This is a genomic window from Peribacillus saganii, from assembly GCF_003429095.1.
Taxonomy (GTDB): domain Bacteria; phylum Bacillota; class Bacilli; order Bacillales; family DSM-1321; genus Peribacillus; species Peribacillus saganii.
In genome coordinates this window covers 45,051-62,747 of the sequence record NZ_QVTE01000015.1, presented here as the reverse complement: position 1 = coordinate 62,747, position 17,697 = coordinate 45,051, and the positions used below count along the sequence as shown (strand labels likewise).

The 17,697-nt window shown below is 37.4% G+C and carries 18 protein-coding genes and 1 riboswitch; of the genes, 17 read left to right on the top strand and 1 reads right to left on the bottom strand.

The window, feature by feature from the left end; genetic code table 11:
- The first annotated feature begins 80 nt into the window (after positions 1-80).
- The 3 genes from D0469_RS06185 (at position 81) to D0469_RS06175 (ending at position 2,273) form a co-directional block, all read left to right on the top strand.
- Entirely contained in the window at positions 81-479 is a 399-nt protein-coding gene (locus D0469_RS06185; RefSeq protein WP_158553367.1) for a DUF2243 domain-containing protein, read from the top strand.
- 46 nt (positions 480-525) lie between these two features.
- Positions 526-1,317 carry an HAD family hydrolase gene (locus tag D0469_RS06180; protein ID WP_117325771.1) on the top strand — a complete coding sequence of 264 codons (792 nt, stop codon included), beginning with the start codon at positions 526-528 and terminating at the stop codon, positions 1,315-1,317.
- 485 nt (positions 1,318-1,802) lie between these two features.
- Positions 1,803-2,273 carry a YkvA family protein gene (locus D0469_RS06175; RefSeq protein ID WP_117325770.1) on the top strand — a complete coding sequence of 157 codons (471 nt, stop codon included), beginning with the start codon at positions 1,803-1,805 and terminating at the stop codon, positions 2,271-2,273.
- A 188-nt stretch (positions 2,274-2,461) separates the two neighbouring features.
- Here D0469_RS06175 and D0469_RS06170 read toward each other — a convergent pair whose 3' ends face one another.
- On the bottom strand, positions 2,462-3,019 hold the full coding sequence (locus D0469_RS06170; protein WP_117325769.1) for a hypothetical protein: 558 nt from the start codon (positions 3,017-3,019) through the stop codon (positions 2,462-2,464).
- A gap of 405 nt (positions 3,020-3,424) precedes the next feature.
- Here D0469_RS06170 and D0469_RS06165 point away from each other — a divergent pair, with 405 nt between their 5' ends.
- The 14 genes from D0469_RS06165 to D0469_RS06100 all read left to right on the top strand — a co-directional run bounded on the left by D0469_RS06165 (position 3,425) and on the right by D0469_RS06100 (position 17,634).
- Positions 3,425-4,204 carry a DUF4931 domain-containing protein gene (locus tag D0469_RS06165; RefSeq protein ID WP_117325768.1) on the top strand — a complete coding sequence of 260 codons (780 nt, stop codon included), beginning with the start codon at positions 3,425-3,427 and terminating at the stop codon, positions 4,202-4,204.
- A 102-nt stretch (positions 4,205-4,306) separates the two neighbouring features.
- Positions 4,307-4,415, top strand: a riboswitch (TPP riboswitch).
- Positions 4,416-4,537: 122 nt separating this feature from the next.
- Complete coding sequence (gene tenA, locus D0469_RS06160) at positions 4,538-5,242, top strand: thiaminase II (protein WP_117325767.1); 705 nt, start codon at positions 4,538-4,540, stop codon at positions 5,240-5,242.
- Between the two features lie 587 nt (positions 5,243-5,829).
- Positions 5,830-6,732, top strand: coding sequence for a DMT family transporter (locus tag D0469_RS06155; protein ID WP_117325766.1), 903 nt, complete (start codon positions 5,830-5,832; stop codon positions 6,730-6,732).
- A gap of 325 nt (positions 6,733-7,057) precedes the next feature.
- Positions 7,058-7,834, top strand: coding sequence for an isochorismatase family protein (locus D0469_RS06150; protein ID WP_117325765.1), 777 nt, complete (start codon positions 7,058-7,060; stop codon positions 7,832-7,834).
- 402 nt (positions 7,835-8,236) lie between these two features.
- Positions 8,237-9,199, top strand: coding sequence for an acetamidase/formamidase family protein (locus D0469_RS06145; RefSeq protein ID WP_117325764.1), 963 nt, complete (start codon positions 8,237-8,239; stop codon positions 9,197-9,199).
- Positions 9,200-9,326: 127 nt separating this feature from the next.
- A complete protein-coding gene (locus D0469_RS06140; RefSeq protein ID WP_117325763.1) occupies positions 9,327-10,820 on the top strand; it encodes an NCS1 family transporter in 1,494 nt (497 codons plus the stop codon).
- Between the two features lie 207 nt (positions 10,821-11,027).
- Positions 11,028-11,627 carry a TetR/AcrR family transcriptional regulator gene (locus tag D0469_RS06135; RefSeq protein ID WP_117325762.1) on the top strand — a complete coding sequence of 200 codons (600 nt, stop codon included), beginning with the start codon at positions 11,028-11,030 and terminating at the stop codon, positions 11,625-11,627.
- 145 nt (positions 11,628-11,772) lie between these two features.
- Positions 11,773-12,141, top strand: coding sequence for a DsrE family protein (locus D0469_RS06130; RefSeq protein WP_117325761.1), 369 nt, complete (start codon positions 11,773-11,775; stop codon positions 12,139-12,141).
- Positions 12,142-12,155: 14 nt separating this feature from the next.
- Positions 12,156-12,866 (top strand): isochorismatase family protein, encoded by a 711-nt coding sequence (locus tag D0469_RS06125; protein WP_117325760.1) that lies wholly within the window; start codon positions 12,156-12,158, stop codon positions 12,864-12,866.
- A complete protein-coding gene (locus D0469_RS06120) occupies positions 12,863-13,672 on the top strand; it encodes a DUF3891 family protein (RefSeq protein WP_117325759.1) in 810 nt (269 codons plus the stop codon). Before D0469_RS06125 ends, D0469_RS06120 begins: the two co-directional genes overlap by 4 nt.
- A gap of 228 nt (positions 13,673-13,900) precedes the next feature.
- Entirely contained in the window at positions 13,901-14,962 is a 1,062-nt protein-coding gene (locus D0469_RS06115; RefSeq protein WP_117325758.1) for a TRAP transporter substrate-binding protein, read from the top strand.
- A 179-nt stretch (positions 14,963-15,141) separates the two neighbouring features.
- Positions 15,142-15,618: a TRAP transporter small permease gene (locus D0469_RS06110; RefSeq protein WP_117325757.1), complete on the top strand. Its 477-nt coding sequence runs from the start codon at positions 15,142-15,144 to the stop codon at positions 15,616-15,618.
- A gap of 13 nt (positions 15,619-15,631) precedes the next feature.
- Positions 15,632-16,909 carry a TRAP transporter large permease gene (locus D0469_RS06105; protein WP_117325756.1) on the top strand — a complete coding sequence of 426 codons (1,278 nt, stop codon included), beginning with the start codon at positions 15,632-15,634 and terminating at the stop codon, positions 16,907-16,909.
- Between the two features lie 50 nt (positions 16,910-16,959).
- Positions 16,960-17,634, top strand: coding sequence for a GntR family transcriptional regulator (locus tag D0469_RS06100; protein WP_117325755.1), 675 nt, complete (start codon positions 16,960-16,962; stop codon positions 17,632-17,634).
- Positions 17,635-17,697: the final 63 nt, after the last annotated feature.

Sequence of the window (17,697 nt, the reverse complement as noted above, 5' to 3'; positions counted from 1 at the left end):
ATGGCAGATTTTTTACTGCCATTTTCTTTTTCATTTCTTAGCGGTAAATGATTTTACATAACAGGAAGAGGTTTGATTCTTTGAGATTTTTAGGAGTATTAGCGGGCTTTCTTGTGGCAGATTCATTTTTTCATATAGTGGATGGTTTCGCAGCAGGATTAAAAGCTGAAAGCCCTGCAGAAAGAATTGGTGCAGTAGTATTCGGAATGGTTGTACTAACCACTCTAATGTGGTTTTTTAAGCGGTTTTTCTCTTCATCTTTTTTCCACGGCTTTCTTGTGGCAACTGGATTATTTCTAAGCTTTGATATCATCGTATTCCACTGGGTTTTTCAGCTTCACAGAATTACGAATGGACCTGAAGCGAATTGGCTGGAACCCATAATGGTTATATTCGGCAGCCTTTTTGTGTGGTACGGGATAATCAAGGAGCGAAAGAAAACCAGGATTGAAACAACGACAAATATGTTCCAGGGATAATGGGAGTTTATTTCCCCTTAATAAAGATAAAAAAACGGAGGCTATCATGATTAAAGCAATATTTTTCGATTTGGATGACACACTTCTATGGGATCAAAAAAGTGTAAAGGAAGCGTTTGTGGCTACATGTAAAGTAGCCCAGGAACGCTATGGGATAGATCCTGGCAAGCTTGAAGAAGCGGTTCGGGAAGAAGCACGAACAATATACTCCACTTATGAGACATTCCCTTTTACACAAATGATTGGCATTAACCCGTTTGAGGGATTATGGGGTAATTTTTTAGATGATCATGATGATTTTAGGAAATTGAAAGATATAGTTCCCAATTACAGAAAAGAAGCGTGGACAAGAGGCCTTAAAAGGATGGGTATTGATGATCCTGAATTTGGATATGAATTGGCGGAAAGATTCCCTCAGGAACGAAGGCAGGTTCCATTTGTATACGAGGAAACCTTTGAAACGCTTGATAAATTAAAAGGGAAATATAAGCTTCTGCTTTTGACAAATGGCTCGCCAGACCTCCAAAACACAAAACTGGAGATAACTTCAGAATTGGTTCCTTATTTTGACCAAATCGTTATTTCCGGTGATTTTGGAAGAGGAAAGCCGGATGCTTCTCTTTTTGAACATGCATTAGAACGTATGTCTTTAAACAAAGATGAAGTGATCATGGTAGGGGATAACTTAATGACAGATATTCTTGGTGCAAATCGTGCGGGCATCAAATCGGTCTGGATTAACCGTCATAATAAACCGCTGGAAGAAGTGGCTCCTGCATATGAAATTCATCATTTAGAAGAGCTGTTTTCGATTTTGGAGGAACTGAAGGAAAGGTAGGGAGTAAAATTCCATTATGATTAAAAGCCTGCAGACATAGAAATGAGTCTGCAGGCTTGTTTTGCTGCAAACGTTTTACCGGAGTCTCAAAATCCCCCCCAAAAGAATGCAGTTACTTTGCGGTATGACTTGTTAATATTCTGATAGATAAGTTCCTGCAAGATGCAATGAAATAAGTACCAAACGTTTGAAGTGCGTATCTGAATGGATACCATCCCAAAAGCTGATTTTATATGTTAATTTGATATAGCGAGTGGGTATGACTTGTTGAAAACATATTGATATGGAATGAGCGTTCGAATTAATCCATAATGATATTAATTCCAAAGAAACTTTTCATTAATTTATTATCGATAAAGGGTTAGAAAGGCTTTTTAATATGAATTCAAATTGTGCCGAGAGCAATACAAGTTTGTAATTATGGTAAAATAATAGAAGCTGGATATTTGGGTAATTATCAAAATTGGAGAAATGGAGGGATATAAATGTTCTGGAAACGTAACAATGATCAAGCAACCTTAACACAAGATGACTCAGTGATAGAAAAAAAGAAAGAAGAAGCCGTGAGCAAAGCTCAAGATTATATAAATGATAAAGATAAATTGCAAAATTTAATTAAGGAAGCTGAACAAAAGGCAGACCTGAATCAAAACAAAAATGGCATTGTACAAGAGACATGGGACAACCTAAAGAACATGTTTGAACTTATCAAGGCCTATATCAAGGGCGATTATAGAAATATTCCCTATGGATCTCTTGCTCTCATCGTGGGCACTGTCCTTTATTTCGTCATGCCAGCTGATGCCATCCCAGATATTATCGCTGCATTAGGATTTACTGATGACGCCGCGGTTATTGCTTTTACGCTTAAGAAAGTAAAAGAGGATATCGATAAATTTTTAGAATGGAAAAACACACATGATCTAAAAAATAGCGACTTAACAGATAAAGAGTAAATCAAAGTGCTTTTTGTGTATGTGGACATATTTGATCAAAATTTGCTTCTGTTGATGGGAACAATCAACAAGTATTTATTTAGCAGATTCAGAAACCCTAATTCAAAATTTTCATTTTGTAATATATCCATTAGACACATGGATGAAAAAAAGTGTGCTTTTAAGCCATCCAAAAACAAACACCATTGTTACATGGTGTTTGTTTTTTTTCGTCTTTTACTCATCCAAAATGGTAAGCGCGACCGTCTATTATGCTTCTGGGTATCCGAAACAAGTTCCTCTTGCTGATGTTGATCATCATTTTGTATAGTATCTTCTAAAACAGGCTGCGAGTTTTCTTCCATTTCCTTCAAATGCGAATGTAGTTCATCTTGCAGGCTTTCTTGAACTTCTAAAACTTCAGTAACTTCTGGAACAATATTGTTGTCTTGTAACTCAAGGTTCTCATCTTTTCCTTGTGGGTTCAACGATTCATGCAGTTCCGCCTGAAGGCTTTCTTGAACTTCTGGAAGAATACTTTCATGTAATTCAATATTCTCATCTTTTCCTTGCTGGTTCAACCATACCTTGCTGTCTTTATTCTTAAAAATTCGCACTTCCGTTTGCATTGACGCTGGGTGCTTATAACTTCCCCCGTTAGGATTGAGCCAGACTTGGTTTGCCTTATTATCCTTTGCCACCTCATTACTGTATCCTTCCTGATTAGGATTTAATTGAACCCTGCTTTTTCTGCTCTTTTTGATCATTTTCATCACTCCTTTTTAGTAAGGTATTCATGTGCTTGGGTAAGAGAGTGGACACGCGCCCTGTTTTTGATAAATTTTCTTTGACTTTAGGTATAAATGTCTTATCCTTACGTATGTCCATGTAATTTTAAGGTGTGGGACCTGTCAGATACCTATCTTCTAATGCACATCAACAGGAACATTGCAGCTAATAAAAATGTACTGAGAAGAGGATGTTGTGACAAAACTATAAAGAGATTGTAACGCGAATGAACAGAAAAAAACCCTTTTGGACTAGAAGTATTTTAGTCATTCGGGCTGTATGCCATGAAAAATTTATAAAAATGGTTACTCATTGGTTGTCAATAAAGGGAAAAATAGGAGATAATTAATCCACTACAGAAAGATTCAGTAGGGGGGCTGCATTTGGATACACATTTGCACTTTGTTACACAAACTGGCATAAAAAAGCCGGAAACAATAAGGAATACAACCGCTGAATGCCCTTTTTGCGCAGTTGAAAAGCTTGAAAACATCATTGCTGTGGAAGATTCCATTATTTTATTAAAAAATAAATATGAAACTCTAAAGGATACATTACAGACAGTACTGATTGAAACGGATCAATGTTCGTCCGAATTAAGTGAGTATAGTAAAGAACATTTATATAAAGTTTTGCGCTTTGCCATTCACCATTGGCTGCAATATGAAAAAAGCGGAGATTACGCTTCTGTCATACTTACCAAGAACCATGGTCCGTTTTCAGGGGGTTCCATACGGCATCCGCACATGCAAATTATAGGCTTAAAAAATATAGATTATCGAAAAAATATTCAATTTGAAGATTTTGAAGGGGAAACTATACACAAAAATGAAAAGGTTGAATTTAACCTTTCAACAAAACCCCGCATAGGTTTTTATGAATTTAACGTCATTTTGAAGGATATTACCTGCATAGAACAAATGGCTGATTGCATTCAGACAGCAGCAGACTTTATATTAAATCATTTTCATTTTAAATGTAACAGCTATAATCTCTTCTTTTATAAAATAGGTGAAGATATTATATGTAAAATTACCCCTCGGTTCGTCACTACTCCGTTGTTTATTGGATATTCACTTCCACAAGTACCGGATAATTTACGTGAGGTAGCAAACAGAGTTTCAAAATATTTAACTGATATTCCTGAACAGACTGCACAATAAAAATGCAAAAATAATATTAAAGATATACAATTTTTTCTGAATTATTTGACAATCACCTCGATAATGGTACGATTAAGTCATATACAAAACTAAATAGCATGAACCATTCACTAGGGGTGCCTTCATTAAAGGCTGAGATTAAAGTTATACTTTAAGACTCTTAGAACCTGATCTGGTTTAAACCAGCGTAGGGAAGTGGAAATTGGTTAATAGGATCATCGGATTATATGTCCTAATAAGCTAAGCCACTTTCTTAGGTAAATAAAAAGAAAGTGGCTTTTTGCATGCACTTTTATCAGATGGATGGATGTTCTGCTGAGGGAGGAGAAAAATATGAGTTTTACTAAAGAATTACGTTTGGCGGCTGATCATGTTTGGGAAGCGAGCTTTCAGCATCCATTTGTGAAAGGTATAGGGGATGGTTCATTATCTCTTGAATGCTTTAATTATTATGTAAAGCAGGATGCATACTACTTATCTCATTTTGCAAAAGTTCAGGCACTTGCCGCAGCAAAAGCAGAAGACTTACATACAACCTCAAGGATGGCTGCCCATGCTCAAGGGACGTATGAGGCCGAATTAGCCTTGCATGAAAAATTTTCAAAACAGCTTGGAATTACTGATAAGGAAAAAGAAGATTTCATTCCTTCGCCTACTGCATATGCCTATACGTCACATTTGTATCGATCTGCTTCAACAGGGCATATCGGTGACATAATTGCAGCATTGCTTCCATGCTACTGGCTTTATTACGAAATCGGTGAAAGGCTGAAGCAATGCACACCACAGGAGCCCATTTACCAAGAATGGATTGCTGCATATGGAGGTGAATGGTTTAGAGGTCTTGTGGAAGAGCAGATCCAACGACTCGATCATATCGCTGAGACGGTCACTGAAAAAGACCGAAAGCGGATGAAAGAACATTTCATCCTTAGCAGCTCATATGAATACTCCTTTTGGGAAATGGCGTATACGCTGGAAAAATGGCCATTTGAAATTCAAAATTCTTACATTGTGTCTGTGGTAGAACAGGGCTGACACCGTTACAAAAGCACAGCTTTTCATTAAAGTATGTTTTTATTGCCCATTGCTTTAATAAGACGGGAATTGCACCATCTTGTAGTTTGCTATTGTAAGTAAATGAAATGAAAAAGGCTGTCCAATTAGTACCTGAGACAGCCTTTTGATCATTAAGCTTTTTTGTGTACGGCAAAATCCGGTTGTATGAAAACTGCTTTGGCACCAACCGCTTAATGCATAAAATACCATCTGTGCCAAAAGATTATTTACGGTTTAAACATTTCAAAGAATACCACCGCTGGAAGGACATTATGCGAATCAGTGAATCTTCTGCTATTTTATTTCTATCTCACCTCCGTATATTTGCTGACTCCAACTTCTTTATTAATTGATGATTCTAGAGGTCCCATTTTTTATCTAAAAGTGTATTCCTGTTATTTCCATTCTGGATTCTATGGTACTATTGAGTGGAAGCCATTCTGAAGTTGCCTTGGTTAATCAATATTTTTTAAAATTGTTCCAAAATTTCTTAGTGTGTTAAATATTTTTTGATTGAAAATATGAAGAGCAGCATAAAGGTATCTTCAAATCACGGAGGACTAAACATGACAGTATCAAGAGCAAGAACGGTATTGCTATTGGCATTTCTAGTTATAGTGTGGGGAATAAATTGGCCACTTTCAAAGCTGGCACTTAACTATTCTCCGCCATTACTTTTTGCTGGTATTCGAACATTTTTGGGAGGACTTTTTTTATTATTTTTTGCTCTACCGAGAATAAAGACTCTTCGTATTAAGGAAACTTGGCATTTTTATGTAATTTCAGCATTTCTGAATATCATAATCTTTAACGGCCTTCAAACTATTGGACTGGGGTATGTCCCAGCAGGGTTATTTTCAGCAATTGTATTCATTGAGCCGGTTTTGCTAGGAATTTTTTGCTGGATATGGCTTGGCGAGTCTATGTATGGATTAAAAATAATAGGCTTGATTCTTGGATTTGCTGGCGTAGCCATTATAAGTGCGGGTGGTTTTACTGGAGAAATATCTGCGCTCGGCATTATCCTTGCCCTTGGTTCAGCACTAGGCTGGGGTTTAGGAACCGTTTATGTGAAGATGATAGGTGACAGTGTGGACTCAATATGGATGGTTACCTTTCAGCTTATTATAGGAGGAATATTCCTGATTTGTGCAGGTTCAAGCGTTGAAAGCTGGTCAAGCATTGAATGGAGCTTGCCATTTATCACAAATTTATTTTTTCTCGCCGTCTTCGTCGTTGCTTTTGGCTGGCTTGCTTTCTTTACACTTGTAGGATCGGGAGAAGCGAGTAAGATAGGGGCATTTACATTTTTAGTTCCGCTAATCTCAATAATCTCCAGTTCAATCATGTTACAAGAACCGATTACATTAAACCTGTTCATTGGCTTCTTATTGATTGTTTCCAGTATTATATTTGTAAATATTAAGCTTAAATCTCAAAGGATACAAACCCAGATGGAAATTAAATAGAATTGTATAATAGGTAATTTATACTCAAAACAAGAATGTTTATTTAGGAATCATACATTCTTGTTTTATTTTTCTTTCCATCAACTGCCCAAATTATTTGTGAGGAAAGAAACCAGTGTTATTTTGTGAGTCAGATAGAATACATATGATACATAATTAATAAACGAATCTGCAAATGTGAGCATGGGGTTACTAAGAATTGATCCCACTGCCCAAGATAACAGATTTAGGGTAATGCTTTTAAACATCTGGACAATCAGTTGATAAAAATATTTGAAAACAATTTTATTTAAGTTTTACAATTGTAAAAAAAGTGGGGTTTGTGATGTTATATGATAAATTATTAAACATTTCCGAAGCTGCCAAACTGCTGGGGGTATCAGCGGCAACATTAAGACGCTTGGAGAGTAAGGGAGTAGTGGAGGGCTATGGGCTAAAGGTTATTTACACTCCAGGCGGACAAAGAAGATACATATTAGAGGAGGTTCAACAGCTATATACGAATCAAGGCTTTTCAGGACAGTTGGGATTTGGAAAAAGACCTGCCATTTTAATTCGTGATCTTACACTGGCTTTTCTGGATCCGCTTTCGAAATTGGCTATTCTTCAGGAAAAGCAAGTCAAAGCAACCAAAGAGCTGGCAATAGCAGCAGCACAAAATGATATCCCGGTTATTTTCAGTCAATCGATTTACGATCCAGCTATTCATGCATCCAGGCTTTGGTGTCAAAAGTTCCCTTCACTCAGAATATTAGAGGAAGGAAGCCAATTTCAGAAAATGCATCCTGAACTTGAGGAGATTCCTTACAGCCTAATAAATAAAACACCCTTTATAACTGATTTTCATAACTCATCAGTTGTTGATTTCCTTAAACAAAATGAGATTGATACGGTTATTCTAGCAGGAGCTACCACCAGTGGGAGTATTAGGGCGACAGCGGTAGATGCTTTGCAAAATGGATACCATGTGATCATTCCTTCCGAAGCTGTTGGTGACAGAAATAAAGCCATCCAAACTTCAACACTCTTGGATCTTAACGCAAGGTATGCTGATGTTCTCAGTTTAGAAAAGGTTATTAATATTATTAAACTGCAGCCGTAAAATTTTAAATATGCTATCAGCTTTAACAGATTTCCTTTGAAAGGATTTCTGTTTTTTTATTTTATGTCTGTAAAAGAATGTTTCCTAAGCACTGAGATAACTGGCAACTTATTTAATTATATTAAAAACTATGTCAGATTTTCTTACATAATCCTTTTTTACTAAAAAATTTTTTGGTATATTTTACTCATATTTCCGAAAGATTTGATTTAATTTTACGAAAATATAGAATATTATATATTTAGCCACAGTAAACTTTGTGTAAGTTTGGTAAGTTTTTAAATTTGAGTGAAAAGGAGTGATCAATGCAATTTTCTACTTCGGTCTTTATAACGCTGTAACCCATCATCCAGAAATGCAGCCAATAAGTGTATAAAATAATTTAATTAGGATGGTGTCTTTATGTTAAAACAAGCAAGCATTCAAGAGAAAAAGGGAACTACACATTATTGTCCGGATAAATTTCATTTTGCCTGGGACAAAACACTAGCGCCAACATTAACAATTGAATCCGGCGATACTGTTGTATTTGAATTTAGAGATGGTTCCGACCGTCAAATCGGACCTGGCTCGGGGGTAGAAGCAATTCTTAATTATGATTGGAATCGTACATACCCCCTGCATGGACCGATTTATGTAAATGGTGCCGAGCCCGGGGATACATTAGAAATTGAAATTCTTGATCTCCGCACAAAAGGATGGGGTTGGACTGGTGTAATTCCAGGATTTGGGCTGTTATCGGAAGAATTTAGTGAGCCTTATCTAAGAGTTTTCGATATAAGCAACGGTGATTATATTCCGTTTAGGGAGGATATTCATGTACCTATTGAGCCATTCCTGGGTCTAATGGGAGTAGCACCGAGTGATTCGAATCAAACCTCTCTTGCACCTCCTGATAAGAACGGGGGCAATATGGATATTCGCCATTTAACGCAAGGCGCCCGCTTATTTCTTCCGATTGAAGTGGAAGGAGCTTTGTTTTCAGCGGGAGATGGGCATGCAGCTCAAGGAGATGGCGAAATTTGCCTGACAGCAGTCGAATGTCCGCTTTACGGATCATTAAAGTTTACACTGCATAAAAACAAAAGTATCCCAAGTCCTCAGTTCATTACAGCACCTGGTTCACTAACGCCACGCACAGAAACAAAAGGTTTTTTTGCCACCACCGGAGTTGGACCAGATCTAATGGTTTGCGCACAAGATGCTGCAAGAGCTATGGTTGACCATTTAGAAAAAGAGTATGGCTTGCCAAGATATGAAGCTTACCTTCTTTGCAGCTTGGCAGTTGATCTTAAAATCAGCGAAATTGTAGATAAGCCTAATTACATTGTGTCAGCTTACCTGCCTTTGTCTATATTTAAATAAATATTATCCGAACCCGGGGACCGCGTCCATTTAACAAATGGGCGTGCAGCCGCAATAGTTTCTTCAAAGAACCGCCTGATTTTCCTTATAACAAAATTAGAAAATAAAGAAACAGGGGGAAACATCAATGGACTTTCAAAAACAAAACATTGTGAAAAATCATCTGCTGGAAGAATCAATCCTCCCAATAGCAAATAAAAACAAGACCATTGGGAATATCGGATACATCGCTATTTGGGTGGGTATGACAGTAATGCTTGTGCTATATCAATTTGGCGCTCAGGCAATTGCTTCACACCATATAGTTCCAAGTTTGCTGGCAATTTTTTTAGGGTTCTTTATTATGGGAGCCCTTATGCTTCTCTCGGCAGATGTTGGCACTGAGCATGGGTTAACCAATGCTGTTTACATGAGAGCTCCATTTGGTATTTATGGTACTCATTTTCCCGCAGTATCAAAAGGTGTTGTAGCTGCTATATGGTTTGGGATTCAGACATATCTCGGATCATTAGCTCTTAATGGTATTTTCGAGTACCTTACAGGGTTTGATAATTGGATAATTTGGTATATTCTTTTCGGTATTGTCCAAATCATTAATACGGCACTTGGAATAAAAGCGGTGGAACGTTTTGCTGATTTTGCAGCTCCAGTACTCATACTTATCTCCATTTGGATGTATTTCTTCCTAAATGACATCGCAACTCTAAATGGAATAAACATCTGGACATTTGTTGGAAATGAAAATACCCCACTTTTTCTAATCTTCCTTACTAACTTTAGCTTATGGACTCCACTTTGTCTTGATTTGCCAAATATTACAAGATATTTAAAAGTCGATACAAATACAATGAGTTTCTCTAAACGGAACAGAAATCTCTATATTGCTCAGCTGGTCGCATTGCCTCTAGTTGCAGTTTTGCTAACTTTTATCGGAGCTATCGCTTTTGCCGCTACAGGAGATTGGAATCCTATCAACATAATTCAGGACAATCAGACAGGATTTGTTTTGGTAGTCTTACTTGCCTTAGTTTTATTTGCGCAATGGTCTACCAATACAGCTGCAAATGTGATACCTGCAGCTTTGGCTTTCGTAAATGCAGGCGCTCCTTTTATTAGCTATAAAGCAGGCGTTGTCATAGCTGGACTAGTTGGTACCCTTACTATGCCATGGTTAATTCTTGATAACATTATGGTCTTTCTTGGATATTACGGAGGAGCACTGTCTGCCGTAGCTGGAATCGTGATTTGCGACTATTACGTTATCCGCAAGCGCAGGCTTAACGTACCGGAATTATACAAAGTTAATGGACAATACACCTACTCAAAAGGGTTTAACTGGGCAGGTATGGTTTCTTGGATTATTGCAGGCGGATTAGCAATCTGGCAGCTGGAATATGCTTATATAGTCGGTTTTCCCGCGGGATTCGTACTGTACTTAGTCCTCATGAAGACCTGGATCCTTCCGCGATATCCTCAAGCTGAAATTGATTCAGGATTTGATGCTGAATACTTGGCAACTTCGGTGGGGAAAGACTGGGTATATACATCTGAAGGGTTTGTTCGTTTAGACTGCAATCAACCGAAAATATCCTCTCAAAAACCGAAAGAAGAAATCGTATAATTTTAAAATATTACTTTTCAAGAATATGAGGGAAGGTAGCAACGCGGCGCCTTTCCCTCCGTAATAAGGACAAAAACTGCCTATAAAATATTGTTGAAATTATAGTTTAATTATTCAGTAAATAATATTGACACATTATAGACACTATAATAATATTGGTAATAAGTTAGTGAGTACTAACAATAGATTATAGGCAGGTAAAGGTTAATGAAAATTGACGATAAGATATTAAATGCAGCTATAGATATGATTGCCAAAAAGGGTTATAAGGGAGCAACAACAAAAGAAATCGCAGAAAAAGCTTCTGTCAGTGAAATGACTTTATTTCGCCATTTCGGCAGTAAGAAGAAGATTTTGGAAGCTGCGGTTGATAGGTACTATTACAGTATACAAATGAAAGAGTTATTTGAACAAAAGGTTACATGGGAGTTAGACAAGGACTTGCTGATGGTGGCAGAAACTTACCACAATTTAATGAAAAAGAATAAAAATGTAATAAAGATCGCCATTCAGGAAGGCAGCAGGGTTAAAGGTTTATTAGAGCAAGTAAATAAACACCCGAGGCAGTTAAAGGAATTGTTAATAAATTATTTTGAAGAAATGAACAGAAGGGGTCTTGTGGTAGACAGTGAATACGAATTGCAGGCGATGAACTTTCTGTACATGAGTTATGGGCATTTTATTTCCAGGTCATTTGTTTCTGGTGAATCCATAACAAGTATTGCTGAAGACAATATTATTACCGGTGGAGTAAAGGTGTTTGTAGAGAACTTAACACCTGAACGCTCCAAAGCAGTAATGCAGTGAGCAACAATAAAAAGCAAGCATATGTATAGACTTCTGTTAGTTAGTACTAACTATAGCTCATCTGAGTATATAGTTTTGTAAATATAAATTTAGTTAATTCCTTTTGTAAAGAATTAACAATATTACGAAGGGTGGAGAATATAATATGCATTTATTAATTCATTTAACACATGGTCCTGAAGCACCAACACAAGCGGACCGGGCATTTTTAATTGCCAAAACAGCACTAAAAGACGGTCATAAGGCGTCAATGTTCCTGGCCGGGAGTGCAGTTGGACTGATCAAAGAGGAAAACCTTGATAAGGTGTTTGGAGTAGGATCAACAGCTACTGAGCTAAGGAATTCAGTAAATGAAATTCTTGAAAACGGGGGACGTATTGTATTATCGGAAGTGTCCTGCGGAGCAAGAGGAATAACTGAAAAAGACTGGGAAGGCAAAAATGTAGAGTTAGGTTCCCCTAGTGTTCTAGTGGAAATGACAGCAGCTTGTGACAAGGTCATAACTTACGGATAAAGGGGACAAATGCTATGTCAAATACTTGGGATAAATATTTAGATCCTAGAGATTCAAAAATTTATTCGGGAGCTGGCCTAGGAACAACCTATGGACTTGGAAAAAATCCTGCATTGATCATAGTCGATGTCCAATACGGTTTTACAGGCGAAGGACCGGAGGAAATTGAAGAAGCCATTAAAAAATATCCTACCAGCTGCGGTTCTGCAAGCTGGGAAGCAATTCCGCAGATTAAAAGGGTTTTAGACAAAGCCCGGGAAAAAAAATTACCTGTATTCTTTACAATAATTGAAGGCAATAAAGGCTGCGATAATGACCGTATTGCCATAAAAGGCAATATCTTCAACCACCCGCTTTTGCTGGAGGGTGAAAAAGGAACGAAAGTAGTAGAAGAATTAGCACCGATAGAAGGGGAAATTACCATATCGAAGAAGAAACCAAGTGCGTTTTTTGGGACGCCGATAGTTTCTTACCTAACAGCTCACGGAGTAGATAGTGTTATTATTACCGGATGCACAACCAGCGGATGTGTAAGAGCAACAGTAATAGACGCTTTCTCTAATAATTATAAAGTTATAGTTCCAGAAGAATGTGTGTTTGATAGAGGAATTACAACGCATGCTATTAATTTGTTTGATATGCAGCAAAAATATGCAGATGTGGTAAGTACTGATGATGTGATTGAACAGATGAACAAATTGGAACGAGAGGATGTAAAAGTATGATTATTTCAAAGCAAGATGGAAAATTAGTGCTTGTCAGGCAAGATGAGCATGCTATACAAATGGGAGATGTCGCCAGAAAGTGGGGCAACGAAAACTTTGAAAAACTATTAAACCATGAATCTGTAAGTCTTGGTATTGAAAAGCATGACGCTGGCTGGAGAGGCCCTGATGATGAAGTATTATTCAACTCCAATACAAAAAGGCCAACGAATTTTTTAGAAGTCAATTTGCCAGAGCATGTTCGTTTTTATGAACTTGGCTACCGGGAAACATTAAAACAAGACCCATATGCAGGGATGATGCTTGGAATGCACTGGATTGGCCTTTATACAAGCAGATTTGGCTACGATCCTACTTTTACATACAAAGTGTCAGACGATTTGGTAGAGTTCATGAATAACACAGTAGCCAATATCCAAAAGGAATGGATTGATGTAAAGCTTCAATATTGGCAAAAACAGCAGCAGCGCAGCGAGTTTGAGGATCACGTTTGGATGCAATACGAGTTTTTCCAGGTCATGGATCTTCTAGGACTGTTTATGGGATTAAATGATCCAAAGATAGAAAAAGAGGTTTCGCTTGGACCAATCAGAATGTCACGTAAGAGCGATCCAATCAATTTGACTGTAAAATCAAATGGAAATGGCACCCTTCTCGTTCATCCTTTCCCATTCGCAGATGAGTTCGAAACTTCTGTACCTGGAAGAAGAATAGAAGACCGCGAATATGAAAGCCATCAAGAAGCGAAACAAATCGTTGAAGGAACAGAAAAAGAAGATATTGTATGGAAAATAGTGGCGAGTTAATTCATAAAAATTGCTCTTTTTCCGATTCATTTAATGGGAATCGTTTTAACTATATTCATACTTGTAACGGTTCCCTGTTTTATATTTGAAAACAGAAAAAAATTTCACTTGATTTTTCGGAATATAAAGAATTAAATAATCAATAATTCTTTATACCAAATTCTGTCTACAGTATACAGTAGACAGAAAAGAAACATCTGATAAAAAAACGATGTTAGGGGGATAAAGATGAACCATAAAAATAAAAAGTTTTTTGCTGTACTTATCTGTCTAGCCATGTTGTTATTGTCCCTTACAGCTTGCAATGGAAAAAAGACAACCAGTGCAGAACCAGGAAGCGGTTCTGGTGGCATTGAAAAAATGACAATTAAATTAGCGGGGATGACACCTCCTGGACACCCGCTAACAGTAGGAGCAGAAAAATTTAAAGAGTTGGTAGAACAAAAAACGGACGGAAAAGTAACAGTTGAACTCTATCCGAATCTGCAGCTTGGTTCCATTCGTGAACAAACAGAACAAGTTCAGATAGGGACCGTGCATATGACTCAAACATTGCTTTCTACAGTAACTTCTTTTAATGCAGAAGCACTTCAGGTATTTGAATATCCATTTTTATGGCCGAATGACGAAGAAAAAATTTGGCAGGTTTTATCTGGAGATGCAGGAAAAACAGCACTAAAAGGATTGGAAAACAGCCGATTTAAAGGGTTCGGTTTTTGGGCAGGCGGCTTTAAATCTATGACAAGCAAAGGTAAACCAATCCTCTCTCCAGACGACCTTAAAGGTACGAAAATGCGGGTAATTCCATCAGAAATATTAATAAAAACCTTTGAGACATACGGTTCAAACCCAGTGCCAATAGAGTTCGCCGAGCTCTATAACGCCTTGCAGCAAGGTGTCGTAAACGCGCAGGAAAACCCATTGGAAACTATCAATTCAAATAAACTTTATGAAGTACAGGACCATTTATCCATAACAGACCATGGATATCAATTCTATATGATTGTGGCAAACTTGGATTGGTTTAATGGGTTAAGCCCCGAACTGCAAAAAGTTCTAACCGAGGCTGAAGAAGAAGCCAGGATGGCAGCACGTGAGCTTACTCAGCAAATGGCTGCAAAACGATTAGAAGAATTCCCTAAATTAGGACTTGAAGTTCACAAGATTTCAGAGGAAGACAGAGAGAAATTTGTAAAGTTATCACTTCCTTTACACAAGGAATTCAGCAATACACCAGAAAAGAAGGAATTGCTGGAAATGGTCTACAAAGATTTAGGCATAAAACAATAATAAATCCTATTAACGCATCTTGAATCCGCAAGCACCCGCTTCATATTCAAGGGGGTTTTACTTCAAGAACATACTCTCTCCACTTCACCCCTTGATTTTCCTTTAAAGTAATGCAGATATTTATACGCAATCTATCATGTTATGAAAACTAAAACTGACTTCAGATAGGAGTGAATTTAGTGAAAATAATTGACCGAATTGAAAACGTTTTCATATCAGTAAGTATATTAATAGCAACCCTTCTCGTAATTGTAAACGTTGTGTTAAGGGTTATGGGATCAGGTTTGACATGGTCTGAAGAGCTGATTCGCTATTTCCTTATTTGGGTAACCTTTGTCGGAATGAGCACCTGTGCTAGAGACAATGAGCATATGAGTATCGAGTTTATACCACAAATGCTTAAAGGGACGGCTCAAAAAATAGTACTGGCGATTATTTATGCCGTGGGTCTCGTTTTTAGTATCTTGTTAATCTGGTACAGTTACCAATTAGTAAATTTCAGTTTGCAAACTGGCCAAGTAACATCTGGACTAGGTATACCTATTTCAGTTATATATTTCATCATTCCCATTTCAGGTATTTTGGTGGCCATCCGCTATTTACAGCAATTAATTAAACTGTTCTCTAATAAGGGTTTAGAAAACACTTTAAACTAAAGGGGAAATACATATGGTAGTTGCTTTAATTGGTCTTTTATTCGCGATGTTGCTTTTTGGTGTCCCTATATATATTTCATTAATATTTTCAACCTTTATTACATTAGCACTTTTTACTGATGTAAACTCAATGGTTGCTGTTCAAAGGGTATTCGGCGGCATTGATAAGTTTGTATTGATGGCTTTGCCATTTTTCATACTGGCAGCCAATGCCATGGATGTTGGCGGACTTTCGAAAAGGATATTAAATTTCGCCAGAGCACTGGTTGGACATTTATATGGCGGAATGGCGATGGCAACACAGATTGCCGCCATGTTTTTTGGAGCGCTGTCTGGATCTAGCCCAGCTACGGTTGTTGCGATAGGCCGTATCATGTATCCGGAGTTACTCAATCAAGGCTATCCAAAGAAATTTGCCAGTGGACTAATTATACAGTCCGGAGCTGTTTCCCTTGTAATCCCTCCAAGTATCACGATCATTCTATATGCGAGCGCAACGAATACATCAGTCGGTTCATTGTTTTTGGCAGGTTTAGGAGCAGGTCTCTTTTTTGGCGGATTTATTTTACTCTTTATATACCTGTATGCCCGATATAAAAATTTCCCGAAAGGAAAAAGATCCAGTGCCAAGGAAATTTGGAAAGCAATCAAAGACGCCTCTTGGTCATTGGCTGTTCCAATCATTATTATCGGAGGTATTTCCTTTGGAATCTTTACACCGACTGAAGCAGCAGGTGTTTCAGCAATTTATGCAATATTTGTTGGCATGTTTGTATATAAAGAAATTGATGGAAAAAAACTGTATAAATTATGTTTCGATTCAGCTAAGACTTCTGCCCAAGTTTTAATCTTGGTAGCAGCTGCATCTGCCTTCGGGTGGGCCTTAACTGTTGCACAAGCCCCGCAAATGCTGGCAGGTTTTGTTGCCGAAACTTTTACTTCACAATGGACTTTCTTAATTTTTCTTAATTTAATGCTTTTAGTGATCGGTATGTTTGTTGATTCAACTATAGCGCTTGTAGTTATTGCTCCTTTAATTCTCGCTAGCGCTCTTGGGCTTGGTATTGATCCAATTCACTTAGGTATTGTTATGGTGCTGAATTTAGCAATTGGGACATTTACACCTCCATTCGGTTTGAATATCTTTGTTGCCAACAGTATCACCCGATTGAAAATGAATGAAATGCTCCCAGGAATCATGCAGTTTTTGTGGGTCTCATTGATTGGCTTGTTAATCGTTACTTTTATTCCGTTCATTTCAACTATCCTGCCGGAACTAATATATGGCTAAAGTGGTTAACTCTTTTATTCACTCTTCATGAAAAGGAAAAGGGGAAAGTTATGCCAAGGATTCCAAAACACACACCCTTGCATGTTCAGGTATACGGTGTGCTTCGGTCAAAGATAATCGATGGAGATTATACTCCAGGTGAAAGTATAGTGGAAGCTGCATTATCTGAGGAATTAGGGGTTAGCAGAAGCCCTATTAGGGAGGCTATTAGACTGCTTGAACAAGATGGCTTAATCATGCAAGAGGGCAGTCAAAAGATCATTCGTAAATTTACTATTAAAGATATCAAAGAAGTCTATCAATGCAGGACGGGATTAGAAATATTAGCTGCAAACTTAGCAACTAATAACATTACTAGTCCTCTGATCGATCGTCTTCAGGAACTGCTTCAGCTATCGGAGAAAGCCACGTATGAAAATGATCATAAAAACGTAGTTAAATATAATATTTTATTTCATAATGCGATAGTGCATGCTTCAGATAATCTGACACTAATTAACATATACCAAAATCTATCTGGACTTTTTATGTACTACCGAAATTCGATTTTTCATAACTACCATAGAGACGAAAAATTCCTGGATGAACACAAACGGATTATTCAGTCTATTGCTTCAGGGGATCCCATATCAGCGGAAAACTCTATGAAAGATCATATGGAAGCCAATATGAAAGATTTTTTTCAATTCGTGCTAAATAAACGCGAGCAGATAAGCAGCTGTTAGATCCTTTTTATTTATAAACCAGTAAAATTATTTTGCAATTTAATTCTGAAAATAATATTTATT

Bases quoted from the DNA above. Each gene is read 5' to 3' on its own strand.
- D0469_RS06170 (WP_117325769.1), bottom strand. From the start codon at position 3,019: ATGATCAAAAAGAGCAGAAAAAGCAGGGTTCAATTAAATCCTAATCAG.
- D0469_RS06100 (WP_117325755.1), top strand. From the start codon at position 16,960: ATGCCAAGGATTCCAAAACACACACCCTTGCATGTTCAGGTATACGGT.
- D0469_RS06105 (WP_117325756.1), top strand. From the start codon at position 15,632: ATGGTAGTTGCTTTAATTGGTCTTTTATTCGCGATGTTGCTTTTTGGT.
- tenA (WP_117325767.1), top strand. From the start codon at position 4,538: ATGAGTTTTACTAAAGAATTACGTTTGGCGGCTGATCATGTTTGGGAA.
- D0469_RS06135 (WP_117325762.1), top strand. From the start codon at position 11,028: ATGAAAATTGACGATAAGATATTAAATGCAGCTATAGATATGATTGCC.
- D0469_RS06155 (WP_117325766.1), top strand. From the start codon at position 5,830: ATGACAGTATCAAGAGCAAGAACGGTATTGCTATTGGCATTTCTAGTT.
- D0469_RS06120 (WP_117325759.1), top strand. From the start codon at position 12,863: ATGATTATTTCAAAGCAAGATGGAAAATTAGTGCTTGTCAGGCAAGAT.
- D0469_RS06175 (WP_117325770.1), top strand. From the start codon at position 1,803: ATGTTCTGGAAACGTAACAATGATCAAGCAACCTTAACACAAGATGAC.
- D0469_RS06125 (WP_117325760.1), top strand. From the start codon at position 12,156: ATGTCAAATACTTGGGATAAATATTTAGATCCTAGAGATTCAAAAATT.
- D0469_RS06140 (WP_117325763.1), top strand. From the start codon at position 9,327: ATGGACTTTCAAAAACAAAACATTGTGAAAAATCATCTGCTGGAAGAA.
- D0469_RS06130 (WP_117325761.1), top strand. From the start codon at position 11,773: ATGCATTTATTAATTCATTTAACACATGGTCCTGAAGCACCAACACAA.
- D0469_RS06115 (WP_117325758.1), top strand. From the start codon at position 13,901: ATGAACCATAAAAATAAAAAGTTTTTTGCTGTACTTATCTGTCTAGCC.
- D0469_RS06180 (WP_117325771.1), top strand. From the start codon at position 526: ATGATTAAAGCAATATTTTTCGATTTGGATGACACACTTCTATGGGAT.
- D0469_RS06145 (WP_117325764.1), top strand. From the start codon at position 8,237: ATGTTAAAACAAGCAAGCATTCAAGAGAAAAAGGGAACTACACATTAT.
- D0469_RS06150 (WP_117325765.1), top strand. From the start codon at position 7,058: ATGTTATATGATAAATTATTAAACATTTCCGAAGCTGCCAAACTGCTG.